Below are 25,539 nucleotides of genomic sequence, written 5' to 3'. Positions count from 1 at the left end.
GGTGACAGTGCCGGGGGGAAATTCCCCGGCGGATACTGGTCGGGCGGCTCCGGGGACGTGTATATGCACTATCCGTTGCCTTGGAGCCTCTCTCAGCTTATGTCTGGGGTGACCCCCGGAAAAGGGGGAAAAATTCCAGAGGTCAGCCCATGCGCGATCTGAAGATCCCCGATCAGCGTCACCCCGAAAAGGCGCATCGCCCCGATCAGGAGCAGCCGAAAAAGCCGTCCTGGATCCGGGTCCGGGCGCCGAATTCGGAAGGGTATAAAAAGACCCGCGACATCATGAAGGAAAACCGTCTGGTGACGGTCTGCGAAGAAGCGGGCTGCCCCAATGTCGGCGAATGCTGGAGCCAGGGTCACGCCACCATGATGATCATGGGCGAGATCTGCACCAGGGGCTGCACCTTTTGCAATGTGGCGACCGGCAAGCCGCAAAACCTTGATGCGTTCGAGCCGGGGCGGGTGGCGCATGCGGTCTCGAAGCTTGGGCTGAACCATGTGGTGATCACCAGCGTCGACCGGGACGATCTGGAAGATGGCGGCGCCGAGCATTTCGCTCAGACGATCCGCGCCGTGCGGCACCGCTCGCCGGATACCACGATCGAGATCCTGACGCCCGACTTCCTGAAATGCGCGCCCTCGGCACTGGAGAAAGTGGTCGAGGCGCGGCCCGATGTTTTCAACCACAATCTCGAAACCGTGCCGGCGCTTTACCATGAGGTCCGCCCCGGCGCGCGCTACTTCCATTCCCTGCGGCTTTTGCAGCGGGTGAAAGAGCTTGATCCGACGATGTTTACCAAATCGGGGATCATGGTCGGTCTTGGCGAGACCCGGCCCCAGGTCTTGCAGGTGATGGATGATATGCGCTCGGCCGATATCGATTTCCTGACCGTAGGCCAATATCTGCAACCAACCCCGAAACATCACCGCGTGGCGGAGTTTGTTACGCCGGAAGATTTCAAGGCCTATGAAAAATCGGCCTGGAACAAGGGCTTCCTGATGGTGTCGGCCACGCCGCTGACGCGGTCTTCCTATCATGCGGGCGATGATTTCGCGCAATTGCGCCAGGCGCGGATGGAGAAACTCGGCCAGGCCTGAGCCTGACCCGGGCCGCCCAGGGGCGGCTCACTCTGCCGGCGCGACCTTTTTCAGCCAGGCCGCGACGGCTGCCGCCTCTTCCGGGGGCAGACGGGCGAAATTCTCGACCACATGCGCCATATGGCCGCCGACGGAATCATAATCCGGGGTGAAGCCGGTGGTCAGATAATCGGCGATTTCCTCCGCGCTCCAGTCGAGGGCGGCGGGGGTGATGTTCGGGATCTGCCCGCGCCCCGAGGGATTTGGCGCGCCAGCCAGCCAGCGCGAGCGGTCCATCGCCCCGAAAAGGTTGCGCGGTGTATGGCATTCGCCGCAATGCGCCATGGCCTCGCCAATATAGCGGCCGCGTTCTTCCTCAGGCGTCATATCGCCGGTCACCACCCAGTCACTGCGCAGGAACAGGAGCTTCCAGCCGCCCAGCAGCCAGCGCTGGCTGAAGGGAAAGCTCAGGTCATGCGCGAGGCTGGGTGTCGGATCGGAGGGCAGGGTTTTCAGCCAGGCGTCAAGGTCGGCCACATCCTGCAGGGCGAGCTTCGTATAAGAGGCGTAAGGCAGCGCCGGATAGAGATGTTCGCCGCCACGCGAGACGCCCCTGGTCAGGGCATTGGCAAGATCAAGGGCAGACCAGGCGCCGATGCCATACTGCTTGTCCTGGCTGATATTTGGCGCATAAAACGTGCCGAATTGCGACGGGAAGGCCTGGCCGCCGGCAAGGACCGGCCGGTCATCGGCGCTGTTCTCCTGTCCGGGCGCAAGGTGGCAGGACGCGCAGCCGGTGGCGAGGAAGACCAGCCGACCGGCTTCGGCATCACCGGTGAGCCCCTCCATAGCGTCCGCCGCATGCGGGGCGGGCAATGTGGCCCAGGTCAAAGCGGCTGCTGCAACCGCAGCGGCTGACACCAGGATCAAAGTGGCGCGGCGCAGGGGATGGGAGGCTCGTGGCATCGGCTTGCCTTTCCGGGCTGGCTTTCCCCCATCCTGGACCGCTCAGGCCGGTTTGTCAGCGCCATTTGTCAGCGCGGTTTCGTGTAGCGTTCAGAACCGCATCCTGTTCACCCGGAGCCAGTCCGGCCAGCCCCAGATCCATTCAAAGGCCGCGAAGGCAAGGCAGGCGGCGATCACGCCGAGCACCAGCAGCACCCGCTTCATTGGCGGCGGGTTCTGTGCCCAGCGTTTGGCGCGCAACAGCCAGACGGTGATATTCATCGACACTCCCTCATCGCGGTATTCGCCCTTTGTCGGGATATAATCAGGACGCCATTCCCTTCAGGCACCGGGGTAAGACCACCGGAATGGCGGCTGGCGCGACCGAAATCGTTCATGTCACGTAGCCCGGCGGCGTGCCCTTTGCGCTCGCCGGCGACCTTGCCGGGAACCTGCGGGCAATGCTCAGGCACCGTCGGTGAATCTGACCTTTCCAATATAGGGAAGGTTTCGGTTTCTCTGTGCAAAATCAATTCCATAGCCGACAACAAACTCATCGGCGATCTCAAATCCCGTCCATGTGGCGCGGATCGGCACCTCGCGCCGTGACGGCTTGTCAAGCAGCGCACAGATCTCGAGCCGGCGCGGCAGCCGCGACATCAAAAGGTTTTTCACATGGGTAAGCGTGTGGCCGGTATCGACGATATCCTCGACCACCAGCACATCGCGGCCCTGGATCTCGCCGCGCAGATCCTTGAGGATTCGCACCTCGCGCGAGCTATGCGTAGAATTGCCATAAGAGGAGGCCTCGAGAAAATCGACCTCGACCGGCAGATCCAGCTCGCGCACCAGATCTGCAATGAAGACGAAAGAGCCGCGCAACAGGCCGACCACGACCAGCTTCCCGGTTCCCTGATAGGCGGCGGTGATTTCGCGCGCCAGCGTCTCGATCCGCGCAGCAATCGCCTTGGGGCTGATCATCTGGTCGATGACATAGGGCCGCCCCGCCGGGGTTTCGAGGGCCGGGGTCTCGAGCGCCGGAGGTTCGGATGCCGGAGCTCTGGTGGCAGGCTGGGTTTTGGTGGGATCGGTCATGGCTGGCGCTCGGTTCTGGCGGAATGATTTCTTTTCACCCCGAAAGCGGGTGGGGGAAAGCGGAAACTCCCGCAATGGGGTTGAATTCCGGCGGTCGAGCGGTGAGATGGGGGTGTATCCGCAAGATTATCAGACATGCCCAGACATCAAGAGACCCGCAAATTGCCATGGTCGGCACAAGAGATGTTCGATCTCGTCGCCGATGTGGAGAACTATCCGAAATTTCTGCCCTGGAATGCGGCGGCACGGATCAAGTCGCGCCGACCGGTCGAGGGCGGCGCCGGGGGCGACACCGTGATCGAGGCCGATCTGGTGATCTCGTTCAAGGTGTTTCGCGAACGCTTTGGCAGCCGGGTCATGCTTTTGGGCGGCGAAAAGCGGATCCTAACAGAATATATCGACGGTCCGTTCCGGTATCTGCGGTCGACCTGGGAGTTTCGCGATCTGGAGGAAGGAGGCTCTGAGGTCGGGTTCTTTGTCGATTTCGAGTTCCGCAATGCGATCCTGCAAGGTGTGATCGGGCTGGTTTTCAACGAGGCGATGCAGCGGATCGTGCGGGCGTTCGAGCGGCGCGCGGCAGAGCTTTACGGCGCAGGCGGGTAGCGGACGCGTCAGTGAGGGCGGAGGCGTAAAATCGCGCGCCCTTACGGGCTTAGGTCAGCAGGAAGCAGTCCTGGTTTGCCTGCTCAGGCTCTGGCAGACGGGGCGGCGGCGCTAAGGAGGAGGCGCAGCGCGTATTCGGTGGCGGCCTTGCGCACATTGCTGCGCCCCAGGGCGCCGAAATCGCGGGTCTCGGTGAGTGTCATGCGGCCGGCTGTCGCGAGGCCGAAACAGACCCGGCCTTCGGGCTTGTGCTCGCTGCCACCGGGGCCGGCGATGCCGGTGACCGAGACTGCGAGACCGGCGCGGGACTGGCGGAGCGCGCCTTCGGCCATTTCTCGCGCGACCTCCTGGCTGACGGCACCGAAACGGGTGAGGGTGCTCTGATCCACGCCAAGCATCGTCTGTTTCGCCTCATTGGAATAGGTGACGAAACCGCAGTCGACGACATCGGAGGAGCCGGGAATATCGGTCAGCGCGGCCGATACGAGGCCGCCGGTGCAGCTTTCGGCTGTGGCGATCCTGAGCCCGCGCGCGCGGGCTTCCTGCAGCACGGCTTCGGCGAGGCTTGCGATCACATCAGCCATGGCTGCAGCACCGCATGATAAAGCCCGGCAAGGATGACCGATCCGATGCCGGCGAACAGGCCTGCAAGGACGTCGTCGAGCATGACGCCGGTGGCATCATGGCGCCGGTCGGCCTGGCCGATGATCCAGGGTTTCCAGATGTCAAAAAGGCGAAACAGCAGGAAAGGCACGACCCAGGCTGGCCAGGCGCCCCACCAGAGCCCGATGTCAAGGCTGTGATTCATTGCCGGAATGGCGGTGAAGCTCAGCGCGATCCATTGGCCGGCGACCTCGTCGATCACCACTTCGGACGGGTCGGTGTCGCTTGTGCCGCGCAGGTAAAGCGGCACCGCCCAGAAGCCGAGCAATGTCGCCAGAACCGCCCCCACCGGCACCAGCCAGTAAAGCCCCTGGTTCATCGCCAGCAGCGCCAGCAGTGCCGCCGCCAGCGAGGCCCAGGTGCCCGAAGCCGGACGAAGATGGCCAAGGCCGAAGAAAGTGGCGGTCAGGTTAATCATGCTTTCACCAATACCACGGTTGCGATGGAGGCTATACCTTCTTCGCGGCCGGTAAAGCCCAGCCGCTCCGAGGTGGTTGCTTTGACGCTGATCCGGCTTGCGTCGAGCCCCATGATAGCCGCGAGGGCGGATTGCATCGATGCGGCATGTGGTCCGATCTTCGGGCGCTCGCAGATCAGGGTCACGTCGCAATTCGAGATTGCGAAGCCCTGGTCCCGGGCAAGGCCTGCAGCGTGACGCAGGAAGATATGGCTTGCAGCCCCCTTCCATTGCGGATCCGAAGGCGGGAAATGCCGGCCGATATCGCCTTCTGCCAGCGCGCCATAGATCGCATCCGTCAGCGCATGCATCCCGACATCAGCATCGGAATGACCCAAAAGCGCGTGGTCATGCGGGATCTTTACACCACAAAGCCAGAGATGATCGCCCTCGGTGAAGGCATGGACGTCAAAGCCATTGCCCATGCGGATATCCATGCTGCTTTCCTTTCCGCGCCGTTGCGCGAGGATCTGTTCCGCGCGGGGGAAATCCGGCGGGAAGGTGAGTTTGAGATTGTCTTCCTCGCCTTCGACGATCGAGACCTCAATCCCGGATGCGAGGGCAAGTTCGACATCATCGGCGGCCTGGCCTGCCGCATCGGCGCGATGCGCGGCGAGGATAGAATCAAAGTGGAAGGCCTGGGGGGTCTGCGCGCGCCAGAGCCCGTCACGGGGCTGAAGGCCGGTCACAACCGCGCTTTCGCCGCGCCAGAGCGCATCGCTGACCGCGAGCGCAGGGGCCGCGGCCCTGTTGTGATCGAGGGCCGCCAGCATCCGCGCGATCAGTGCGGGGCTGGTCAGCGGCCGGGCACCATCCTGGATCAGCACCCTTTTATACCCCTGGCCCGCCATGGCTTCGAGCGCGTTTCGCACCGATGCCGCCCGCGTGGCGCCGCCTTCAATCAGCGGTGCCCCAGGCGCAATTCCGGCGACAATTCCGGCGGCGGTCTCGCGGTCATCGGGATGGATCACCAGCGCCAGATCAAAGCCCTGAAACGCGCGCAGCGTATGGGCGAGCACCGGTTCTCCGGCGAGAAGGCGCCATTGTTTCGGCACCCCGCCGCCGGCCCGCTGCCCACGCCCGGCGGCGGTGATCACCACCAGGGTCTTCGGCGCTGCGCCGGCGGGACCAGGCTCCGACATATGTGATACGATCTGGGGATGGGACACAGAGTTTTTGCCTGGTTTGGACTGGGGCTGTTGCGGCGGTTTTAGGCCAGGGAAAGCATGCTGGCAATCTGCGCGTCATTGCCCAAAATGCGGGCAAGGGTGATTAATTATTGTGCAGTTCTTCATTCCGGTGCAGGTCTGCCCGCGAAATATCCGGGCATCTGCCTTGGAACTATGCCGGAGCCCCAATAGCACTTTCCCTGAGATAAAAGGAACCCGACCTTGGCTTTGACCCCTGGCACTCTGGAAAACGGTCCTTCGCAAGGGGATCTGCCTGCGGCGCCCGCCGCAGTGAAGCCCGCCGCAGTGACGCCCGCCGCAGTGACGCCCGCCGCAGTGACGCCCGCCGCAGTGACGCCTGCCGCAGTGACGCCTGGCGCAGTGGCTATCGGGGCGCATATCCTTTACCCGCCGGTGTTTCTGGCGCCGCTTGCGGGGATCACTGATCTGCCGAACCGGCGGCTGGTAGGGTCTTTCGGCGCGGGGCTTGTGGTGTCGGAAATGGTCGCCTCGGATGAGGTGCTCAGGAACCGTCCCGAAGCGCGGGCGCGGGCAGAGCTGGGCTTTGGCGAGAATATCACTTCGGTCCAGCTGGCAGGACGCGAGCCCGCATTGATGGCCGAGGCCGCGAAATGGTGCGAGGGGCAGGGCGCTGAAATCATCGATATCAATATGGGCTGCCCGTCAAAGCGGGTGACGACGGGGCTCTGCGGTTCGGCGCTTTTGAAGGATCTCGACCTTGCGGTCGGGCTGATCGAGGCGGTGGTTGGCGCGGTGAAAGTGCCGGTGACGCTCAAGACCCGGCTGGGCTGGGATGAACATCTGCTGAATGCGCCTGACCTGGCGGCGCGCGCCGAACAGGCGGGGTGAGGATGGTGGTGATCCATGGCCGCACCCGCTGTCAGTTTTACAAAGGCCAGGCCGACTGGGCCGCGATCCGCCGCGTGAAAGAGGCGGTGACGATCCCGGTGATCGCGAATGGCGACATTATTGATGCGGCCACGGCTGCCGAGGCGCTGGCGCTGTCGGGTGCGGATGGTGTCATGGTCGGGCGCGGGGCCCAGGGTGCGCCCTGGCGGCTGGCCGAGATCGCGCATGCGCTTTATGGCACGCCCGCGCCGGTGATCCCCGAGGGACTGGCGCGGGGCGAGATGATCGTCCGGCATTACGACGAGATGCTCGATTTCTACGGGCTGCAACTGGGTCTGCGCTGCGCAAGGAAGCATCTTGGCTGGTATCTGGAAGAGGCCGGGATGGAGCATGCCCGCGAGGCAGTACTGACCGCCACCGACCCCGCTTTGGTCCGCGACCTGATCCTGCGCGCCTTCGGCGAGACAGAGGAGGCAGCATGAGCAGCTATCGCTCTCCCTGGCCGGTTCCCGGCGTGATCTGGGCGTCTTTGCCCCTGCCGGCCCTGCTGATCGGGCCGGATGGCATGATCCGCGAGGCCAATCCTGCAGCGGAGAGCTTTCTGAACGCCTCGGCGAAATCCCTGTTCGGCCAGCCGGTGCTGGACCGCGTCATGATCGACGCGCCGATGGAGGAAGCCTTCTTGCGCGCCCGCGCCAATCAGGCGCCGATGAAGATCAACAATGCCGATGTGACCAGCGGCGACCGCCCTCCGGTGCAATGTTCGGTCCATATCGCGCCAATGCATGATCAGCCGGATTACCTCATGCTGCTGTTTTCCCCGCGCGAGATCGCGGACCGGCTCGGCCGGGCAGGGGCTTCGAAAACGGCGGCGAAATCGGCGATCGGCATGGCCGAGATGCTGGCGCATGAGATCAAGAACCCGCTCGCAGGCATCGCCGGTGCCGCGCAGCTTTTGTCGATGTCGCTGACGCCGGAAGATCGCGAGATGACCGATCTGATCGTTGAAGAAACACGGCGCATCGTCAAATTGCTGGAGCAGGTCGAACAATTCGGCAATCTGCGCCCGCCGGAGCGCCGCGCGGTAAATATCCATGACGCGCTTGACCGGGCGCGGCGTTCGGGGCTGGTGGGGTTCGCGTCGCATATGGTGATCCAGGAGGATTACGACCCCTCGCTGCCGCCGACCTGGGCCGATCCCGATCAGCTGATGCAGGTTTTTCTGAACCTGATCAAAAACGCCGCCGAAGCTGCAGGGCGCAAGGGCGGCACCATCCGGCTGCGCACCTTCTATGACTTAAGCCTGAGGATGCGCCGCAAGGATGGCAGCCAGGGCGCGCTGCCTTTGAATGTCGAGGTGATCGACGACGGCCCCGGCCTGCCGCCCGATATCGCGGCTGAGGTCTTTGATCCCTTCGTTTCGGGGCGCGAGAACGGCACCGGGCTGGGCCTCGCGCTGGTCTCGAAAATCATCGCCGACCATGAGGGCTGGATCTCGGTCGAGTCCGTTCCGGGGCGAACGGTGTTCCGTCTCTCGCTGCCGATGGTGCCCAAAGAACCAAAGAAAGAGGTGTAACCCATGGATGGAACGGTTCTGGTCGCTGATGACGACCGCACGATCCGAACGGTTCTGACCCAGGCGCTGACCCGGGCGGGCTGCAAGGTGCATGCGACCTCAAGTCTGATGACGCTGATGCGATGGGTGGAAGAGGGCAAGGGGGATCTGGTGATCTCGGATGTGATCATGCCCGATGGCAACGGGCTGGACGCATTGCCGCGGATCGCCCGGATGCGGCCCGGCCTGCCGGTGATCGTGATATCGGCGCAAAACACCATCATGACCGCGATTCAGGCCGCCGAGGCCGAGGCGTTCGACTATCTGCCAAAACCCTTCGATCTGCCGGATCTCATGAAACGCTCGGCCCGCGCGCTGGAGCAAAAACGCCGCGCCGCCCCAGTCGTGCAGCCGGTGCGCGAGCCGGCCGAGGAACTGCCGCTGGTTGGGCGCACCCCGGTGATGCAGGCACTCTACCGGCTGGTGGCGCGGGTGATGAACACGGATATTCCGGCGCTGATCTCGGGCGAGTCGGGCACCGGTAAAAGCCTTCTGGCGCGCGCGATCCATGATTTTTCGGACCGCCGGACGCTGCCCTTCGTCACCGCGACCGCGAGCGATCTGCAAGGGGTCGAGGGCCCGTCTTCGCTGATCGCGAAGGCGCGCGGCGGCTCGGTCGTCTTCGATGAGATCGGTGATTTCGACGAAGATGCCCAGGCGCGGGTGGTGCGGCTCCTCGATATGCTCGGAGACGATTCGATGGCCGGCAAGGCGCCCCGGATCATGGCGACAAGCCAGGTCGATCTGGCCGGTCGGATGGAGACCGGCAGCTTCCGCCAGGATCTTTATTACCGGCTCGGGGGGGTGACGTTGCATGTGCCCTCCCTGCGCGAGCGCGTCGAGGACATCCCGCTGCTCGCTGAACATTTCCTATCGAGGGGTGAGCGCGATTTCGGCACCACGCGCCAGCTGGCCCCCGACGCACGCGAGCTGATCCGCAACCATTCCTGGCCTGGCAATGTGCGTCAGCTGGAGAATGCGATTCGCCGTCTGCTGGTCACCGCCTCCGATACTGAAATCAACCGGGCCGAGGTGGCGGTGGTGCTGGGTCAACTCCCGGTGGCGGAGCCAAGCCGTGGCGTCATGGAGGGTGAGAAACTTTCCGCCACCGTGTTGCGCCACCTGAAACGCTATTTCGATCTGCATGGCGGACAGCTGCCACCCCCCGGCGTTTACCAGCGTATCCTGCGTGAAGTGGAGATGCCGCTGATCGAAATTGCGCTGGATGCGACTGGCGGCAACCAGGCAAGATGTGCCGATCTTCTCGGGATAAACCGCAATACTTTGCGCAAGAAGATCACCGATCTGGATATTCGCGTGACACGGCGCCGCAAGCTGATGTAAAACCGCAACATCAAGCGTGGCAGACGGGTCGCACAAGGACCCGTCCACAAGATGTTGAAGGTGATGGCGGGAGTTGAATCCGGTCGGGTTGTGAAGCGCGATGTCTGGCAAAGGGTCTCGCGCCTGCGCCGGCAGCGACGGATTCAGACAGCCTTCACCCTGGGGCTGGTCTTCCTTGGCCCGGTGCTGGTGGTGGCGAGTTCCCTTCTCCTCGGGCCGATGAACCATAGCGGCAACTCGCCGGCGTTGCGGCTGATCCTGCTTGCTGACCTGGTCTATGTGCTGCTGATTGCGGCTTTGGTGCTGGCGCGGGTGATGCGGATGGTGGCCGATCGCCGCCGCCGCTCGGCCGGGTCGAACCTGCATATGCGGCTGACCGGCGTTTTCGCCGGAATGGCGCTGGTGCCAACCATCCTCGTCGCGGTTTTCGCGGTGCTTTCGGTCAATCTCGGTCTGGAAGGCTGGTTTTCCGAGCGTGTCCGCTCGGTGGTGGGCGCGTCGCTGGCGGCGGCCCAGGCCTATGAGGGCGAACAAAGCGCGAGCCTTGCGCAGGATGCGATGGCGCTGGCGGTCTATCTGAATGCTGCGCGTGAACAAAGCGTAATGCTGCGCGATGACCAGCTGCGGCCGCTTTTGGCCAAGGGGCAGGAACAGATCCAGCGCGGGCTGAAAGAAGCTTATCTTGTCGATGGCACAGGTCAGCTGAAGACGCGGGGCGAAAGCTCTTATCTTTTTGACTTTGAAGTGATTTCTTCCGAGAATCTGCAAAAGAGCCAGGCCGGTGGCGTCGTGCTGATCCCCGACTGGCAGAACAATGAATTCCGCGCGCTGGTGCGGCTGCCCGCCTATGCCGACCGCTATCTCTATGTCTCGCGCGCCGTGGACGGGCGGCTCCTCTCGCTGCTCGATGAGACGACCGAGACAGTGAAGCTTTACACCCAGCTGGAAGCGGATCGCGGCAAGCTCCTGCTGAATTTCGGCTTCATCTATCTGGGCTTTGCACTGATCCTGATCCTGGCCGCGATCTGGCTGGGCCTGTGGTTCGCCGAACGCCTGTCGCGCCCGGTGGGGCGGCTGACCGGCGCTGCGCAGCGGGTCGGCGAAGGTGATCTTGACGTGCAGGTCGCCGAGGAGCAGGGCGATGACGAGATCGCCATGCTGGGCCGTATCTTCAACCGCATGACCCGGCAGCTGAAAGGCCAGCGGCTTGCGCTGGAGGCCAGCCATGCCGAGACCGAGGAACGCCGGCGGATGTTCGATTCCGTGCTGTCGAATGTGACGGCGGGGGTGATTGGCCTTGGCGGGGACGGGCGGGTGGATTTCATCAACCGCGCGGCTTTGCGGGTGCTGGATCTCGGCGACGAGGTCGAGGATCGGCTTCTGAAAGAGATCGTGCCGGAATTCGCCGGGCTGTTTGAGACGCTGCAGGCGATCTCGGGCCAGGTCGCGCAGGAGGAAATCCGCATCACCCGGCGCGGCCAGATCGAGAGCCTGCTGGTCAGGATGGGCGAGCGGCGCTCGGACAGTGGCGAGGCCGAAGGCTATGTGGTGGCCTTTGACGATGTGACCGACCTTGTGTCAGCGCAGCGTATGGCGGCCTGGGGTGATGTCGCGCGCCGCATCGCGCATGAGATCAAGAACCCGCTGACGCCCATTCAGCTTTCGGCAGAACGGGTGAAGCGCAAATTCTCGAAACAGGTGCAGGATGTCGAGGAGCTCGCGAGCCTCACCGATGTTATCGTGCGGCAAACCAATGACTTGCGCCGCATTGTTGATGAGTTTTCTAAATTCGCCCGTATGCCGGAACCCGACCGGCGCGAGACCGATCTGCTGGCGATCCTGCGGGATGCGGTGACATTGCAGCGCGCGGGTCAGCCCGGCGTAGCCTTTGACGCCGGGATCCCGGAGGGCCAGCTCCTGATGGATCTGGATGCGACCATGATCAGCCAGGCCCTGACAAACCTTATCAAGAACGCCGGAGAAGCCACTGACTCCCATATTGAAAATGGGGCAGGCGAGGGATACCATCCGCAGATCCGCGTTACACTTGTCTGGGATGAGGCGGAAAGCGTGATCCGCATCATGGACAATGGCACCGGCCTGCCGGAAGACCGGGCGCGGCTGTTTGAGCCCTATGTCACGACGCGGGCCAAAGGGACGGGCCTCGGCCTGCCGATCGTGCGCAAGATCATCGAGGAACATGGCGGCACGCTGACCCTCACCGATGCGCCGGTTTTCGAGGGGGAAACCCATGCCGGCGCCATGGCCGAGATCAGGCTCCCGCGTCTGAACCGGCGTCGGATGGGGCGCAATATGGCACCGCAAGGGACTGCTGCGGCTGAGAAAACGGAAAACAACTCCCGGAACGGGGCGGCATTGACCCCTGAGAACGGGCCCGGGAACGGGAATGGAGGCTGAGATGAGCATTCTGATCGTCGATGACGAAAAGGACATTCGCGAACTGATCGGCGATATCCTGAAAGACGAAGGTTACGCGATACGCCTCGCCGGGAATTCCGAGGATTGTATCAACGAAATCAATACAGAAGCGCCCGATCTTATGGTGCTAGACATCTGGCTGAAAGACAGCCGGATGGATGGGATCGACATTCTTAAAACCGTCAAACGCGATAACCCGGATGTGCCGGTGATCATCATCTCGGGGCACGGCAATATCGAGATTGCGGTCGCGGCGATCAAACAGGGTGCTTACGATTTCATCGAAAAACCCTTTAATATCGACCAGTTGGTACTGGTTGTTGCGCGGGCGATGGAGACATCAAGGCTGCGCCGCGAGAACAGCGAGCTCAAGCGCCGCGACGTGACTTCGACCGAGATGATCGGATCGAGCCCCGCGTTCAAAGGGCTGCGCGCCCAGCTCGACAAGGTGACGAAATCGAATGGCCGCGTGATGCTGACCGGGCAACCGGGATCGGGCAAGGAACTGGCGGCGCGCTATATCCATCTCAACTCGAACCGCGCCTCGGCGCCCTTCATCACCGTGTCTTCGGCAACCATTGAGCCGGAGCGGATGGAGGAGGTGCTTTTCGGTCGCGAAACGCCGGAACGCGGCATCGAGCCTGGTCTTCTGGAACAGGCGCATGGCGGCGTGGTCTATTTCGATGAGGTCGGCGACATGCCGACCGGCACGCAATCCAAGATCCTGCGCGTGCTGACCGAACAGCAATTCAACCGCGCCGGCGGCAGCGACAAGGTGCGGGTCGATCTGCGCGTGATCTCCTCGACCTCGCGCGATCTGCCGGGGGAAATCCGCGCCGGGCGTTTCCGCCAGGAGCTGTTTGACCGCCTGAACGTGGTGCCAATTCCGGTGCCCTCGCTGGCAGATCGTCGCGATGACATTCCCGAACTCGCCCGCCATTTCGTGGCCTGGTTCCATCGCAGCCAGGGCCTGCCTTTGCGCCCGATCAGCCCTGATGCCGAGGCGATGCTGCAGACCATGTCCTGGCCGGGCAATATCCGTCAGCTGCGGAATATGATCGAACGCGTGCTGATCCTCGGCGAGGGCACCGACGAGATTGAAGCGCGTGAGCTGCCCGGGGCCGAAGGGGCCAGCGGCGCCGGTGAAACGATGGTGCTGGGCGGCGCGGTGGCGACATTGCCCCTGCGTGAGGCGCGCGAGCTTTTTGAACGCGAATATCTTCTCACCCAGATCAACCGCTTCGGCGGCAATATCTCGCGGACGGCGAATTTCGTCGGCATGGAACGTTCAGCGCTGCACCGGAAGCTGAAAAGCCTCGGTGTGGTGACCTCGTCGAAATCCGGCACCCGCAGCGCCTATTTCGATGACGACTTCCAGGAGGGCGAGGCGGGCTGAGCACGGCCCGGGCAGCATCTCCGGGGGGGGAATTGACCTTTCGGAAGCGCTTTGCGAAACAGGGCAAATGACGGCGGGCGAGGCCAGAGGAGAACCCTATGAAGGTCATCATCTGCGGCGCCGGCCAGGTCGGCTGGCAGATTGCGCGCCAGCTGGCCGGTGAGAAAAACGATGTCACCATCGTTGACACCAATGCCGATCTGATCCGCCGCGCGACCGAGGTTCTGGATGTTCAGGGCGTTGTGGGCTTTGCAAGCCATCCCGACATTCTGGAAAAAGCCGGCGCCCGCGATGCCGATATGGTGATCGCCGCGACCTATTCCGACGAGGTGAATATGGTCACCTGTCAGATCGCGGCTTCGGCCTTTAATGTCACCCGCCGCATCGCGCGGATCCGGGCGCAGAACTATCTTGAGACCGGCTATTCCGATCTCTACAACACCGACCGGCTGGCGATTGATGTGATCATCAGCCCGGAGCTTGAGGTGGCCGAGGCCGCGCTGCAGCGGCTTGCTGCGCCCGAAACCTTTGACACCGAGGTTTTCATGTCGGGGCGCGCGCATCTGCTGGGGATCCGTCTTGGTCCGGAATGCCCGGTGCTGAACACGCCCCTGCGCCAGCTCAATGACCTCTTTCCCTCGCTCCGGGCGATCGTGGTGGGGGTGCGCCGCAATGAGAAGCTCTTCGCGCCGCATCCCGAAGATCAGCTGCTGGAAGATGATCAGATCTATCTCTTCGTCCATACCGAGGATATGAGCCGCAGCCTCGGGATCTTTGGCAAGCGTGAACATAAGCAGGACCGGATCGTCATAGTCGGCGGCGGCAATGTCGGGCTGACAGTGGCGCGGGCGCTGGAGGCGCGGTCCGACCGGGTCCGGGTGCGGATGATCGAGAAGAACCGCCAGATTGCCGAGGCCGCCGCCGATCAGCTGTCGCGCACCATCGTGCTGAATGGTGACGGGATGGATATGGATCTGCTGGCCGAGGCAGGGGTGGACCGGGCCGATGCCGTTCTGGTGGTCACCGATGATGACAAGACCAATCTTCTGGTTTCGGTGCGCGCCAAACAGGCGGGCTGCCCGCTGACCATCGCGCTGGTCAATGACCCGACCATGGCGCCTTTGATGGCGGCGCTGGATCTCGACGCCTGGATCAATCCGCGCGCGACCACGGTCTCGTCGATCCTGCGCCATATCCGGCATGGCCGCGTTCGCGCCGTCTATTCGCTCGGCGATGGCGAGGCCGAGATGATCGAGGCCCAGGTGATGTCGACCTCTCCGATCTCTGGCAAGATGATCCGCGATATTGCATTCCCCGAAGGCGTGCTGGTCGGCGGCGTGATGAAGGGCGACCGGATGCTCAAACCCGAACCTGATACGCGGATCGAGCCCGGTGATCTGGTCGCGGTCTTTGCCCTGGTGAAAGATGTGCCCGAGGTCGAGCGCCTGTTCCAGGTCTCGATTGATTTCTTCTGATGCGGCCGCTGGCCGGGCTCCCGCGGGGTGGCAGGCGCCCGCTGTTATGGGATGTGCCGCTTCTGGTGCTGGCTCTGGGCGTCGTCGGGGTCCTGTGCTGGATCCCGGCGGCCCATGCCGCAAGCCTGAGTGATCACCGCACGGCGCAGAGCTTTTTCTATTCCGGGCTCCTCCTTGTCGTGCTGACCGTGATGCTGGCCATGGTGACCCGCGACCCAAAGCGCCGCCATTCCGCCCATAGTCAGCTGGCAGCACTGGCGGGAACCTATGCTCTTCTGCCTGTCGCCTTCGCCCTGCCGCTGGTGCCGCTGATCCGCGACACCACGCTGCTCAATCTGTGGTTCGAGATGATCTCGTCTTTCACCACCACCGGCGCCACCGGCTATGCACCCGACCGGCTGCCGGCTTCTGTCCATCTGTGGCGGGCGATGGCGGGCTGGCTCGGCGCCTATTTCGTGCTGATCGCGGCCTGGGCGGTGCTCGCACCTCTGAACCTCGGCGGGGCCGAGGTGATCTCGGGGCAGCTTCCGGGGCAAAAGAGCCAGCTGATCGGCCGCGCCGGCGGGTTGACCGACCCGCGCGAGCGGCTGACCCGTGCGTCTTCAGCGATCCTGCCGGTCTATGCCGGGCTGACCTTCGCACTGTGGATCATGTTGCTGATCGCGGGCGAAAACGGGCTGATCGCGCTGACCCATGCGATGGGAACGCTTTCGACCAGCGGCATCTCGGCGGGGACGGGGCAGGCGGTGTTATATTCCGGCCTCGCGGGCGAGGTGCTGATCTTCTTTTTCTTCCTGCTGGCGCTCAGCCGCCATCTGATGCCGTTCAACCTGCCAGGCCAGGTGCATGGATCGCTGCGCCAGGATCCCGAGATCCGGCTCGGCCTGATCCTGATCTCGCTTGTGGTCGTCGTTCTGCTGCTCCGCCATCTGGTGGCGGATGCCGGGGCGGGCGGCGAGGAGAGCCTTGCCGCGCTGATCCGCGCCTTCTGGGGATCTCTCTTTACCGCCGCCTCCTTCCTGACCACCACCGGCTATGAAAGCATCTGGTGGAGTTCGGCGCGCAACTGGGCGGGGATGGGATCGCCGGGGCTGATGCTGATGGGGCTTGCGATCATCGGCGGCGGGGTGGCGACGACCGCCGGCGGGGTGACGCTTCTTCGGGTCTGGGCGCTTGGCCTCCAGGGCAAGCGCGAGCTGGAACGCATCATCCACCCGCATTCCATCGGCAGCGGCGCCGAGGCGCGCAGGCTTGCCGGGCGCGGCGCCTGGTTCGCCTGGATTTTCTTTATGCTTTTCGCGATATCGGTCGGCCTGATCACCGCCGCGCTGACCCTGTTCGGACTGCGGTTCACCGAGGCGCTGATCTTCTGCCTTTCGGCCCTGACCACCACCGGCCAGCTCGCCTGGCTTGCCGGGGCCGAGCCGCTGTCCTGGGCGGCGCTGTCCGCCCCGGTGAAGGTGATTCTCGCTTTGACCATGGTGCTTGGCCGGGTGGAGACACTGGCGCTGATCGCGCTGATCGCACCGGGCAACTGGTCGGGAGGCTGGTCAGCCCCATGGTCGGGCAAGGCAGGGCGCTGAGAAGTCGGGGCTTTGACGGGCTTTTGCGCAACAGTCTGACGCTCTCAGGTCACAACCAGGTGCAGATTCTGCATTTCATCTCTGGAAACCATGCGCAACATTCCTATTATTCGCGCAACCCGGTCGGTTTTTCCGCATCCGGGCGAGGTGGGCTTGATGCGGGTGTTCCGCCGGCCTCACCGGATTTCTCAAACCCGCAAGTGAAGCGGGCCCAGGCGCAAGGCAAAACAAACAATGGCTGGCGATAAACAGAACCTCCAGGACGCCTTCCTGAACCATGTCCGCAAGGCCAAGGTTCCGGTGACGATCTTCCTGATCAACGGGGTCAAACTGCAGGGTGTGATCACCTGGTTCGACAATTTCTGCGTGCTGCTGCGGCGCGACGGTCAATCGCAACTCGTGTATAAGCACGCGATTTCGACCATCATGCCCGGTGCGCCCATCAATCTTTATGAAGGCGAAGATTGATTAATAAGCCCTCCGATCCCGCATCCGATCCCCCTGAAAATTCAGAAGGGCCAGAATTTCAGGACGCGCCCGGATCTTCCGGCTGGATGGAAGATGATGATCTGTTCTCCGACCTGTCCGCGCTCAGGGCAGAGCGGAGCAAATGGCAACTGACCGCGACTGAAAAGACGCGGGCAGTTGTTCTGCATCCCGATATCCGCAGCCGCCAGACCCGCCGTCTTCCCGAACATGGTCTGGCCGAAGCCGTCAGCCTTGCCGCAGCGCTTCCGAATATGGATGTGGTCTGGTCCCAGGTGGTTAAGGTTTCGAAAACCGTGCCCGCCACGCTGTTCGGCCCTGGCAAGGTCGAAGAGATCGGCGAAAGGCTGAAGGCGGAAAATATCGGTCTCGTCTTTATCGACGGGCCGGTGACGCCGGTACAGCAACGCAATCTCGAACGGGACTGGAAGGTCAAGCTCCTTGACCGGACCTCGCTGATTCTCGAGATTTTCGCAGATCGCGCCCGCACCCGCGAGGGCGTGTTGCAGGTGGAGCTGGCCGCGCTGAACTATCAGCGCACCCGCCTCGTGCGGGCCTGGACCCATCTTGAACGCCAGCGTGGCGGTTTCGGTTTCGTCGGCGGCCCAGGCGAGACACAGCGCGAAAACGACCGCCGCGCCATTGACGAACAGGCGATCCGGCTGCGCCGCCAGCTTGAGAAAGTGGTCCGCACCCGGGAATTGCACCGCGCGGCCCGTGCCAAGGTGCCGTTCCCGATAGTGGCGCTGGTCGGCTATACCAATGCCGGTAAATCGACGCTGTTCAACCGGGTGACCGGGGCAGAAGTGCTGGCGAAAGACATGCTTTTCGCCACGCTCGACCCGACGATGCGGGCGCTGGAAATCCCCGGAGCTCTTGGCGGCAGTCGCCGCGTGATCCTCTCGGATACGGTTGGCTTCATCTCGGATCTGCCGACCCAGCTGGTCGCCGCCTTCCGCGCCACACTGGAAGAGGTGCTCTCTGCCGATCTGATCCTGCATGTCCGCGACATCTCGCATCCCGAGACCGCCGAACAGGCCGCCGATGTCGAAGAGATCCTGACTTCGCTCGGCGTGCCGCCAGAGACGCCGAAATTCGAGATCTGGAACAAGCTCGATCTCGTCGATCCGAGCGCCCGCGAGGCGCTTGCGGCCCAGGCTGCGACCCGCCCCGATACATTCGTGATCTCGGCGCTCACCGGTGAGGGCGTTCCCGATCTTCTGACCGCCATTTCCGCCAGTTTCGAGGCCGAGCGCCGCGAGGAAGCGCTGGCGCTTGGCTTCAGCGAGGGCCGCAAACGCGCCTGGCTGCATCAGACCGGTGTCGTGGTCCGCGAGGATCAGACCGATGAAGGCTGGCAGATCACCGTGCAATGGAATGAAAGGCAGGCGCAGGAATGGGCGCGGCTCTGACCAGGCTCACGCAGGCCCTCGCGGCGGGTCTGATCGGTACCGCCCTCGCGACCGGCGTGCATTTCATGATCCTGACCTCTGGCGCGGCGCGGGGCCTGATCGGTTCGGGGCAGGGGCTGCCGCAAACGCCTGGCCTGCCGCTGACGGCGGGCGGACTCGTGCTTGAATGCCTGATCGCGGCCCTGCCGGTTCTGCCGGTTGTTGCGCTCACCGTCTTTGGCGGCCGCGTCCTTATGAGCCTTGGCTTTCTCGCCGCCTGGGCCTGGGGCGGCAACCGCCTCGGCACATTCTTTACGGCTGTAAGCGGCGGCACCTTCGGCTGGGGGGACGGCTTCGCGCTGTTTTACAGCACCGGCATGTTCACGATGATCGCCGCGCTGACCGCCGCCTTCGTGCTCTGGATCCTTGCGCCGCACCCGCGCTGAGGCGCCCGTGCCCCTTCCTCCTGACCGATTATGCCCCCGCCGGAACAGTCGTCCGGCGAGGGATCGGTGGCTCATTCCGCCGCAGAAGCCGGGGTCAGCAGCATCACCCCCGCCGCCGCCGCATGGGCGAGGTCCGGGTCCAGCGACATCGGGATATATTCGCCGCGTCGCCACAATTCGCCCAGATCATCATAATGGCGCGACAGCGGGTGCCCCGACTGTCCGGTTGCCGTGATGAAGATCGAGCTGTCAGGGTCGGCGAAATCATAGACCCCACGATAGCCGGCGCCATGGACGTTCAGATAGGGTTCCGGCCCCGATCCCTTGGTCACACCGCGCATCAGCGTGTCATCGCCTCCGGATGTCGACTGGCGGATATTCACGAACCACCTGACAAAGGGAATATTTCCCAGCACGGGATGGTCATGCGTCGCCTGATGCGCATCGCCCCATCGCCAGCTTTCGATATTGCGCCCATAGGTCTCGCTCAGCTCGATCAGCGCCTCGTCCAGCGCCATCCGCGCCATATCGGTGCAGGTCTCGACCGGCGCCGATTGTACCACATCACACCAGACCGCCGCACCATCGATATTGCGATAGACGCGTTCGAGGAAGACCGGGTCGATGCGGCGGAAATTCTGCGCAAGCGGCCCGAGCTCATCGCGGATCAGCCGATCCATCAACACCCTGAGCCAGGCTTCGGCGATCAGCGGTTCGGGCGCATGTTCGCTCATCTCGCCATTCCAGGCCGCCAGCAGCTTGAGCGCGCGCTGGCGGAATTCCTCTGCTGTGCCCGTTTCTGCCGCCCCACCGGTGAACCACAGATCCGCCCCGATCAGCGGCAGCAACAGCCGCGCCGTCGGGTTCATCGTATCGAGCTGCGCCTCCATAAAGCTTTCGCGGGTATGGACCTCGCGGGTGCGGATCAGCGCGAGCCAGGCCTGGATGCGCTGCGTATCGCCCCAGGTAAAGCTGACATGATTGGGGAAGGGACGGTCGACCGTCTTGTTATTGGTGTTCCCCAGAATGCCCTCGGGCGGGTTCACGAAGCGCGGATTTTCCTCATAGGGGAAGATCCCCTTGAAGCCGGTGGCCTCGACCCAGCCGGGCGATGGCATCCGACCCTGGCTCGGATGGGCCGCGTCACGGATCGGCATGGCGCCGATCAGCTGCATCGCAATGCCGTCTTTTCCCGCGAGCATCAAGTTCTGCGCCGGTGCGACATAGAGCCGCCCGGCCTCGATCGCATCCGCGACCGTGTTGGCCGACATCAGCCGCACGGCGGCCGTCATCGAGGTATCTGCCGGGGAAAGCGCAGTCCAGGACATCACCGCGACATGGCCGGTGGGTGTCACCGATTGCAGGTCATATTGCTTGCCCGAAAGCACTGGCCCATTTCTCGACCAGCGCAGGGTCAGCGTGATCGGCGCGCCGTCCTTGACCCGCACCACGCTCTGGCGGGTGATAAAGCGCTCATATGTGCCATCGGGGAGCAGATATTCTTCCTGGTTGTCCGGGTTCAGCTTTTCGATGACGATGTCCTGGTCATCAAGATAGGCCGTTGTCAGGCCCCAGCCGAGTTCTTCGCTGCGCCCGATCATTACCACCGGAATGCCGGGGATCGTCGCGCCGATCACGCCGCCTTTTTGCAATTCCAGCCGCGCCAGATACCAGATCGTCGGCGCGGTAAAGCCCAGATGCGGATCATTCGCCAGAAGCGCACCGCCCGCAGCCGAGCGTCCCGCCATCGCAGCCCAGGCGTTTGACGCGCCCGAAAGCGCCGGCTCCACCAGAGGCGACAGCGGCCCGAGCGCGAAATCGACCGGCTTGTCGCCGGGCTGCACGCCGGGGATAAGGCTCGCGTAGCTGGGCGAGGTGATGCCTTTGGTCGGATCTTCCGGCAGGATATCGGCCAGCCGTTCAGGCGGCAGCACCAGCGAGGCGCGGGCACGCAGGACCTCGCTTTGCCCCATGCCGGTCAGTTGCAGCGCCATCAGCTTCAGGATCGCAATGGAATCGGCCGGCGCCCAGGCGGCGATCTCGGGTGCAAAAAACCAGAATTCCGGCGCGCCACGCCCGCGCGCGCCCGTGTTCACTTCATTGATCCAGGCGTTCACCCCGGCCGAATAGGCCTCAAGCACCGCCAGCGTCTCGGGATCCTGCGCCTTCACCGATTCCAGCGCGAGCCCGTAGAGATCGTAGCGCCGGATCAGCTCATCCACTGCCAGTGTCCGCTCGCCGAAAATTTCCGACAGCCGGCCCTGGGCCGTGCGGCGCAGCATGGTCATTTGCCAGAGCCGGTCCTGGGCATGGGCAAAGCCAAGTGCGAAATAGGTGTCATGATCGTTCTTGCCGAAGATATGCGGCACCGAGTCATTGTTCCTGACCACCTCGACCGGGGCCGAGATGCCCTCAAGGGTGAAGCCCTCGTTGTAATCCACCAGCGAGCGCGACAGGAACCAGTAGCCGATCAGAACGGCAAGGCCCGCAAGCAAAAGCAGCCCGGCGGTAATCCGCATCAGCCAGCGAAAGAGGGTGAGCATCCGGCCTGTCCTTGACGTCCTTGGTCCAAAGGGTTCCTAGTCCATCACGAAACCAAGGGCAATTCACGGCGACAGGAGCGGATCATGGCAAAGGTGGCATTTCTCGGGCTGGGGGTGATGGGGTACCCGATGGCCGGGCATCTTGCAGCGCAGGGCCATGAGGTGACGGTGTGGAACCGCACCGGGGCCAAAGCCGCATCCTGGGGGGCAAAGTTCAAAGGCCATGTGGCGCTGAGTGCGAAAGAGGCGGCGTCGGGTGCAGAATTCGTCATGGCCTGTGTCGGTAATGACGAGGATCTGCGCGAGGTCTGTCTGGGCGAAGAGGGCGCTTTTGCCGGTATGGGGAAGGGCGCGATCTTTGTCGATCACACCACCGTTTCGGCGAAGGTGACGCGAGAGCTGGCAGAGATCGCAGCGGCGCGCGGCTTTGGCTATGTTGATGCGCCGGTCTCGGGGGGCCAGGCGGGGGCCGAAAATGGCGTCCTTTCGGTCATGTGCGGCGGGTCTCAGGCCGATTACGACCGTGCGGCCCCGGTGATCGATGCCTATTCCCGGATCTGCCGCAGGATCGGCGATGCGGGGGCAGGGCAGCTTGCGAAAATGGTCAACCAGATCTGTATCGCCGGGCTGATGCAGGGTCTTTCCGAGGCGCTGGCCTTCGGATCAAAGGCCGGGCTTGATGGCAAGGCCGTGGTCGAGGTGATCTCGCAGGGCGCAGCGGGCAGCTGGCAGATGGTGAACCGGCATCAGACCATGCTGGAGGACCGGTTCGATTTCGGCTTTGCCGTCGACTGGATGCGCAAGGATCTGAACATCTGCCTGGAAACCGCCGAAGAGATCGGCGCAAGCCTGCCGGTGACCGCGCTGGTCGATCAGTTCTACAAGGATGTTCAGCTGATGGGCGGCGGCAGGAATGACACCTCAAGCCTGATCCGCCGCCTGCCGCGCTGATTAACGTCTTGCCTTGCGTTGCAGGATCAGATGCAGCGCAAGGCCGATCCCGGCGATCATCATCAGCATCAGTCCCAGATGCAGCCCGTGCAGCCGCCCCAGCATCAGCGTGACCGCGCGCCCGAAATGATAGCCCAGAGCGGTGAACAGCACCGCCCAGACCGCGCAGGACAGCGCATTCAGGGCGGTAAAGCGCCGCCATCTCATCGCGGTCTGCGCCAGCAGGACCGGCCCGACGATCCGCGTCCCCGGCACAAAGCGAAAGGCAAGCGTCAGCCCGTCCGGATGGCGCGCGAGCCATTGATGCAGCCAGCTTGCCTTTGTCCTGTCAGCCATCCGGCACAGCCAGCTGCCGATGCGCCCCTCGCGCGGCATATGCCGGGACAGCAGGAACCAGATCTGATCGGCAAGGAAGGCGCCGGCGAAAGCGCTCAGCGCGGTCAGCGCCCAATGGCTCAGCCCGTGATGGGTGATGACGCCGCCAAGAATGGCGGCGGTTTCGCCTTCGAAAAAGCAGCCCCAGAAGACCGCGACGAGACCCCAGCGGGACAGGAGGCCCTCAAGGGTCATCGCAGATCAGGGAATGATGCGGGTATATTTGACGCCCGCAAGCGTTGCGCCGGCAATCAGCCCCTGCTGGCCGAAGATCAGCGCGACCACCGGGTCACTTTCCGTGGTTGCCTTGCCGATCGAGGCGCCTTCCTCGGGCGTGGCATAGCGCAGATCCGCCGAGGCGGCCCAGCCGGTCGAGCGGCGGAAATCCTCCAGCGCGTTCGGCGTCATGTAGAACAGCGCATGGGCATATTGCTGCGCGCCGATCTGCAGGCCGACACTGGCCTTGGTCGCGGAATAGTAATCCACCGTGGCGCCCTGGATCCTGAGCGCGCCGCGCCCGAACGCGCCGCCCCAGACCAGACCCGCTTCGGTCATCAGCGGCATGTAAAGCACGCCATTGGCACGCGACGCCAGCTCGCGCGTGCCGGGGTAGCGGCCGAAGAGATAGTTCTGCGTCGCATCCACCCGCGCATCGATCTGCGCCGCACCATTCGAGCCGACACCATTGCCGCAGGCGGCGGTCAGCAGCGTGGCCGAGCCGGCTCCGGCCAGCATTGCGCGTCTTGTGATCTTTTCCATGGCTCTGCCCTCAATGGTTTTTGCCGGCATATCCGGCAGAGGCTCTGCGGCCCCGTTCCCGCTAAATCTAGCGGCGGATCTGCGGTTTGTCATCGGTTATGCGCAATTCTCCGCAGGATCGGCGGCATTTCCCGCCGATCCTGCGCGGGCCGGCGGTCAGCCGCGCAAAAGCCGGGCGGCCTCGGGGGCGAAATAGGTCAGCACGCCATCACAGCCGGCGCGCCGGAACGCCATAAGGCTTTCCAGCATCACCTTTTCGCCATCGATCCAGCCATTCAGCGCCGCCGCCCGGATCATCGCATATTCCCCCGAGACCTGATAGGCGAAGGTCGGCGCCCCAAATGCCTGTTTCACCCGGTGGCAGATGTCGAGATAGGGCATTCCGGGCTTTACCATCACCATATCGGCACCCTCGGCGAGGTCGCGCGCCACCAGACGGATCGCCTCATCGCCATTGGCCGGGTCCATCTGATAGGTCTTTTTGTCGCCGACCAGCCGCCCGGATGCGCCCACCGCATCGCGGAAGGGGCCGTAAAAACCGCTCGCATATTTCGCGGCATAGGACATGATCGAGACATTCCGGTGGCCTGCGGCCTCGAGACCGGTGCGGATCGCGCCGATCCGGCCATCCATCATATCAGACGGTCCAAGGATATCCGCACCCGCCTCGGCCTGGGCCAGCGCCATTTTCACCAGCGCCGCGACCGTCTCGTCATTGAGGATCTCGCCTTTCACGACAAACCCGTCATGCCCGTTGGCATTATAGGGATCAAGCGCGATATCGGTCATCACCGCCAGATCCGGGATCTCGCGTTTCAGCGCCCGGATCGCGCGATTGGTGAGGTTTTCTGGGTTCCACGCCTCTTCACAGGTCTCGGTGCGCAGCGCCGCATCGGTATAGGGAAAGAGGCAGATCGCGGGGATCCCGAGCTTTGCGGCCTCTTCGGCGCGCATAAGCAGCCGGTCCAGCGACAGCCGGTTCACCCCGGTCAGCGAATGGATCGGCTCTTCGACGCCACTCCCTTCGCGGATGAAGACCGGCCAGATCAGGTCATTCACGGAAAGCTCATGCTCACGCGTCAGCGCCCGAAGCGCTGGCGTCCGGCGGATGCGGCGGTGGCGGGTGGCGGGGAAATCGGCCTGAATCGGGTGCATATCGGATCCTGCAGGATGGCGGCACGGTCACAGATCATGCCGGACAGGCTGCCTTGCTTTGTGTCTCTTGTCCTGGGGGCTTGCGGCCCGTGCCCTTGCCTGCCATGGAATGGGGCGGGTCTTCAAGCGAGACCCGTCGGGATCGGCATCGGACAGACGAAGGATTCTTCGCGCTTGGAGCTTTACGGCATTCTCTCTGAAGTGATCGATCTGCGATCCTTCTCTAACCTGTGGTACTGGATTGTCCTGGCGGTGCTGTGGTCTTCGGCCAGTCACTGGGTTCTGGGCGTGCCCTATGATCTGATCACGCGCGGGCGCCGTATCGGCGGCCAGGCGCAGCTGGATGTCGAGGCCATGGTCGCGATCAACAGCCGACGGATGCTGAATGTCACCCGTACCGCTGCTGTTCCATTGTTCTTCGGCGTGGCTTTCTTTTTCACCACGCTTGCGATGCTGGCCTTCTGGTACTGGCTTGAATTCGCCCAGGCGCTGTTCTTGCTGACGGTCTGGCTGGTGCCGGTGGGGTGGCTGTCGCTCTGGACCGCGCTCAGGATCGAGGCAGGCGAGAATATCGGCGAGGCGCTCAACCGCCGCCTGATGATCCTGCGCCGCCTGGTGCAGGTTCTGGGGATGTTCGCGATCTTCATCACCTCGCTGTTCGGCATGTGGCGCAATCTGTCCTATACCGTTTTCCACTGAC

23 protein-coding genes and 1 pseudogene are annotated in these 25,539 nt (G+C 63.5%); 14 read left to right on the top strand and 10 right to left on the bottom strand.

Annotated elements, in window-relative coordinates; genetic code table 11:
- The first annotated feature begins 149 nt into the window (after positions 1-149).
- Positions 150-1,100, top strand: a complete 951-nt coding sequence (gene lipA / locus QNO18_RS13520) for a lipoyl synthase (protein ID WP_092897928.1) — start codon at positions 150-152, stop codon at positions 1,098-1,100.
- Between the two features lie 27 nt (positions 1,101-1,127).
- Here the strand turns inward: lipA and QNO18_RS13515 are convergent, their stop codons facing one another.
- From QNO18_RS13515 to hpt, 3 genes are all read right to left on the bottom strand, one after another.
- The gene (locus tag QNO18_RS13515; RefSeq protein WP_283178080.1) at positions 1,128-2,045 is read right to left on the bottom strand and encodes a cytochrome c; all 918 of its coding nucleotides are present in this window, start codon (positions 2,043-2,045) and stop codon (positions 1,128-1,130) included.
- A 90-nt stretch (positions 2,046-2,135) separates the two neighbouring features.
- Complete coding sequence (locus tag QNO18_RS13510) at positions 2,136-2,306, bottom strand: hypothetical protein (RefSeq protein ID WP_283178079.1); 171 nt, start codon at positions 2,304-2,306, stop codon at positions 2,136-2,138.
- Positions 2,307-2,489: 183 nt separating this feature from the next.
- The gene (gene hpt / locus QNO18_RS13505; RefSeq protein ID WP_283178804.1) at positions 2,490-3,005 is read right to left on the bottom strand and encodes a hypoxanthine phosphoribosyltransferase; all 516 of its coding nucleotides are present in this window, start codon (positions 3,003-3,005) and stop codon (positions 2,490-2,492) included.
- A 249-nt stretch (positions 3,006-3,254) separates the two neighbouring features.
- On the opposite strand from hpt, the gene QNO18_RS13500 reads away from it, so the two are divergent.
- Positions 3,255-3,722, top strand: coding sequence for a type II toxin-antitoxin system RatA family toxin (locus tag QNO18_RS13500; protein WP_283178078.1), 468 nt, complete (start codon positions 3,255-3,257; stop codon positions 3,720-3,722).
- Between the two features lie 83 nt (positions 3,723-3,805).
- On the opposite strand, the gene QNO18_RS13495 is transcribed toward QNO18_RS13500, so the two are convergent.
- Genes QNO18_RS13495 through QNO18_RS13485 form a run of 3 tightly spaced genes read right to left on the bottom strand, consistent with a single transcriptional unit; the run spans position 3,806 to position 5,984 of the window.
- The gene (locus QNO18_RS13495; RefSeq protein WP_283178077.1) at positions 3,806-4,306 is read right to left on the bottom strand and encodes a CinA family protein; all 501 of its coding nucleotides are present in this window, start codon (positions 4,304-4,306) and stop codon (positions 3,806-3,808) included.
- The gene (locus QNO18_RS13490; protein ID WP_283178076.1) at positions 4,294-4,803 is read right to left on the bottom strand and encodes a phosphatidylglycerophosphatase A; all 510 of its coding nucleotides are present in this window, start codon (positions 4,801-4,803) and stop codon (positions 4,294-4,296) included. Before QNO18_RS13490 ends, QNO18_RS13495 begins: the two co-directional genes overlap by 13 nt.
- A complete protein-coding gene (locus QNO18_RS13485) occupies positions 4,800-5,984 on the bottom strand; it encodes a bifunctional 2-C-methyl-D-erythritol 4-phosphate cytidylyltransferase/2-C-methyl-D-erythritol 2,4-cyclodiphosphate synthase (protein ID WP_283178075.1) in 1,185 nt (394 codons plus the stop codon). Before QNO18_RS13485 ends, QNO18_RS13490 begins: the two co-directional genes overlap by 4 nt.
- 414 nt (positions 5,985-6,398) lie before the next feature.
- Here QNO18_RS13485 and dusB point away from each other — a divergent pair.
- The 10 genes and pseudogenes from dusB (at position 6,399) to QNO18_RS13435 (ending at position 19,056) form a co-directional block, all read left to right on the top strand.
- Positions 6,399-7,363: pseudogene (gene dusB / locus QNO18_RS13480) on the top strand (tRNA dihydrouridine synthase DusB).
- Positions 7,360-8,457: an ATP-binding protein gene (locus QNO18_RS13475; RefSeq protein WP_283178074.1), complete on the top strand. Its 1,098-nt coding sequence runs from the start codon at positions 7,360-7,362 to the stop codon at positions 8,455-8,457. The pseudogene dusB and the gene QNO18_RS13475 overlap by 4 nt, the downstream one beginning before the upstream one ends.
- Positions 8,458-8,460: 3 nt before the next feature.
- Complete coding sequence (locus tag QNO18_RS13470) at positions 8,461-9,840, top strand: response regulator (protein WP_283178073.1); 1,380 nt, start codon at positions 8,461-8,463, stop codon at positions 9,838-9,840.
- Positions 9,841-9,903: 63 nt separating this feature from the next.
- Positions 9,904-12,258, top strand: a complete 2,355-nt coding sequence (locus QNO18_RS13465) for a PAS domain-containing sensor histidine kinase (RefSeq protein ID WP_283178072.1) — start codon at positions 9,904-9,906, stop codon at positions 12,256-12,258.
- Position 12,259: 1 nt separating this feature from the next.
- Positions 12,260-13,675, top strand: a complete 1,416-nt coding sequence (locus QNO18_RS13460) for a sigma-54 dependent transcriptional regulator (RefSeq protein WP_283178071.1) — start codon at positions 12,260-12,262, stop codon at positions 13,673-13,675.
- 98 nt (positions 13,676-13,773) lie between these two features.
- A complete protein-coding gene (trkA, locus tag QNO18_RS13455; RefSeq protein ID WP_283178070.1) occupies positions 13,774-15,150 on the top strand; it encodes a Trk system potassium transporter TrkA in 1,377 nt (458 codons plus the stop codon).
- Positions 15,150-16,733 carry a potassium transporter TrkG gene (locus QNO18_RS13450; protein ID WP_283178069.1) on the top strand — a complete coding sequence of 528 codons (1,584 nt, stop codon included), beginning with the start codon at positions 15,150-15,152 and terminating at the stop codon, positions 16,731-16,733. The genes trkA and QNO18_RS13450 overlap by 1 nt, the downstream gene beginning before the upstream one ends.
- A 234-nt stretch (positions 16,734-16,967) precedes the next feature.
- Positions 16,968-17,201 carry an RNA chaperone Hfq gene (hfq, locus tag QNO18_RS13445; protein WP_023664101.1) on the top strand — a complete coding sequence of 78 codons (234 nt, stop codon included), beginning with the start codon at positions 16,968-16,970 and terminating at the stop codon, positions 17,199-17,201.
- 86 nt (positions 17,202-17,287) lie between these two features.
- Positions 17,288-18,631: a GTPase HflX gene (gene hflX / locus QNO18_RS13440; protein ID WP_283178068.1), complete on the top strand. Its 1,344-nt coding sequence runs from the start codon at positions 17,288-17,290 to the stop codon at positions 18,629-18,631.
- Positions 18,616-19,056 (top strand): hypothetical protein, encoded by a 441-nt coding sequence (locus tag QNO18_RS13435; RefSeq protein ID WP_283178067.1) that lies wholly within the window; start codon positions 18,616-18,618, stop codon positions 19,054-19,056. The genes hflX and QNO18_RS13435 overlap by 16 nt, the downstream gene beginning before the upstream one ends.
- 71 nt (positions 19,057-19,127) lie before the next feature.
- Here the strand turns inward: QNO18_RS13435 and QNO18_RS13430 are convergent, their stop codons facing one another.
- Positions 19,128-21,599: a penicillin acylase family protein gene (locus QNO18_RS13430; protein ID WP_283178066.1), complete on the bottom strand. Its 2,472-nt coding sequence runs from the start codon at positions 21,597-21,599 to the stop codon at positions 19,128-19,130.
- An 84-nt stretch (positions 21,600-21,683) separates the two neighbouring features.
- Between QNO18_RS13430 and QNO18_RS13425 the strand changes: the two genes are divergently transcribed.
- Positions 21,684-22,550, top strand: coding sequence for an NAD(P)-dependent oxidoreductase (locus QNO18_RS13425; protein ID WP_283178065.1), 867 nt, complete (start codon positions 21,684-21,686; stop codon positions 22,548-22,550).
- Here QNO18_RS13425 and QNO18_RS13420 read toward each other — a convergent pair whose 3' ends face one another.
- From QNO18_RS13420 to hemB, 3 genes are all read right to left on the bottom strand, one after another.
- A complete protein-coding gene (locus QNO18_RS13420; protein WP_283178064.1) occupies positions 22,551-23,120 on the bottom strand; it encodes a DedA family protein in 570 nt (189 codons plus the stop codon). It abuts the gene before it with no gap.
- A 6-nt stretch (positions 23,121-23,126) separates the two neighbouring features.
- Positions 23,127-23,684, bottom strand: coding sequence for a YSC84-related protein (locus QNO18_RS13415; RefSeq protein WP_283178063.1), 558 nt, complete (start codon positions 23,682-23,684; stop codon positions 23,127-23,129).
- Positions 23,685-23,840: 156 nt separating this feature from the next.
- Complete coding sequence (gene hemB, locus QNO18_RS13410) at positions 23,841-24,839, bottom strand: porphobilinogen synthase (protein WP_283178062.1); 999 nt, start codon at positions 24,837-24,839, stop codon at positions 23,841-23,843.
- A gap of 174 nt (positions 24,840-25,013) precedes the next feature.
- Here hemB and QNO18_RS13405 point away from each other — a divergent pair, with 174 nt between their 5' ends.
- Positions 25,014-25,538 (top strand): component of SufBCD complex, encoded by a 525-nt coding sequence (locus QNO18_RS13405; RefSeq protein ID WP_283178061.1) that lies wholly within the window; start codon positions 25,014-25,016, stop codon positions 25,536-25,538.
- The last annotated feature ends 1 nt before the right edge of the window (position 25,539 follow it).

Source organism: Gemmobacter sp. 24YEA27 (assembly GCF_030052995.1).
Classification (GTDB): domain Bacteria; phylum Pseudomonadota; class Alphaproteobacteria; order Rhodobacterales; family Rhodobacteraceae; genus Pseudogemmobacter.
This window is presented reverse-complemented; position numbering and strand designations above follow the sequence as displayed.

Coding starts and splice junctions, on each gene's coding strand:
- QNO18_RS13490 (WP_283178076.1), bottom strand. CDS start 4,803: ATGATTAACCTGACCGCCACTTTCTTCGGCCTTGGCCATCTTCGTCCG.
- QNO18_RS13415 (WP_283178063.1), bottom strand. CDS start 23,684: ATGGAAAAGATCACAAGACGCGCAATGCTGGCCGGAGCCGGCTCGGCC.
- QNO18_RS13485 (WP_283178075.1), bottom strand. CDS start 5,984: ATGTCGGAGCCTGGTCCCGCCGGCGCAGCGCCGAAGACCCTGGTGGTG.
- QNO18_RS13450 (WP_283178069.1), top strand. CDS start 15,150: ATGCGGCCGCTGGCCGGGCTCCCGCGGGGTGGCAGGCGCCCGCTGTTA.
- QNO18_RS13465 (WP_283178072.1), top strand. CDS start 9,904: ATGGCGGGAGTTGAATCCGGTCGGGTTGTGAAGCGCGATGTCTGGCAA.
- hfq (WP_023664101.1), top strand. CDS start 16,968: ATGGCTGGCGATAAACAGAACCTCCAGGACGCCTTCCTGAACCATGTC.
- QNO18_RS13510 (WP_283178079.1), bottom strand. CDS start 2,306: ATGAATATCACCGTCTGGCTGTTGCGCGCCAAACGCTGGGCACAGAAC.
- QNO18_RS13460 (WP_283178071.1), top strand. CDS start 12,260: ATGAGCATTCTGATCGTCGATGACGAAAAGGACATTCGCGAACTGATC.
- QNO18_RS13515 (WP_283178080.1), bottom strand. CDS start 2,045: ATGCCACGAGCCTCCCATCCCCTGCGCCGCGCCACTTTGATCCTGGTG.
- QNO18_RS13475 (WP_283178074.1), top strand. CDS start 7,360: ATGAGCAGCTATCGCTCTCCCTGGCCGGTTCCCGGCGTGATCTGGGCG.
- QNO18_RS13435 (WP_283178067.1), top strand. CDS start 18,616: ATGGGCGCGGCTCTGACCAGGCTCACGCAGGCCCTCGCGGCGGGTCTG.
- QNO18_RS13495 (WP_283178077.1), bottom strand. CDS start 4,306: ATGGCTGATGTGATCGCAAGCCTCGCCGAAGCCGTGCTGCAGGAAGCC.
- hpt (WP_283178804.1), bottom strand. CDS start 3,005: ATGATCAGCCCCAAGGCGATTGCTGCGCGGATCGAGACGCTGGCGCGC.
- trkA (WP_283178070.1), top strand. CDS start 13,774: ATGAAGGTCATCATCTGCGGCGCCGGCCAGGTCGGCTGGCAGATTGCG.
- QNO18_RS13500 (WP_283178078.1), top strand. CDS start 3,255: ATGCCCAGACATCAAGAGACCCGCAAATTGCCATGGTCGGCACAAGAG.
- QNO18_RS13420 (WP_283178064.1), bottom strand. CDS start 23,120: ATGACCCTTGAGGGCCTCCTGTCCCGCTGGGGTCTCGTCGCGGTCTTC.
- QNO18_RS13425 (WP_283178065.1), top strand. CDS start 21,684: ATGGCAAAGGTGGCATTTCTCGGGCTGGGGGTGATGGGGTACCCGATG.
- lipA (WP_092897928.1), top strand. CDS start 150: ATGCGCGATCTGAAGATCCCCGATCAGCGTCACCCCGAAAAGGCGCAT.
- hemB (WP_283178062.1), bottom strand. CDS start 24,839: ATGCACCCGATTCAGGCCGATTTCCCCGCCACCCGCCACCGCCGCATC.
- hflX (WP_283178068.1), top strand. CDS start 17,288: ATGGAAGATGATGATCTGTTCTCCGACCTGTCCGCGCTCAGGGCAGAG.
- QNO18_RS13470 (WP_283178073.1), top strand. CDS start 8,461: ATGGATGGAACGGTTCTGGTCGCTGATGACGACCGCACGATCCGAACG.
- QNO18_RS13430 (WP_283178066.1), bottom strand. CDS start 21,599: ATGCTCACCCTCTTTCGCTGGCTGATGCGGATTACCGCCGGGCTGCTT.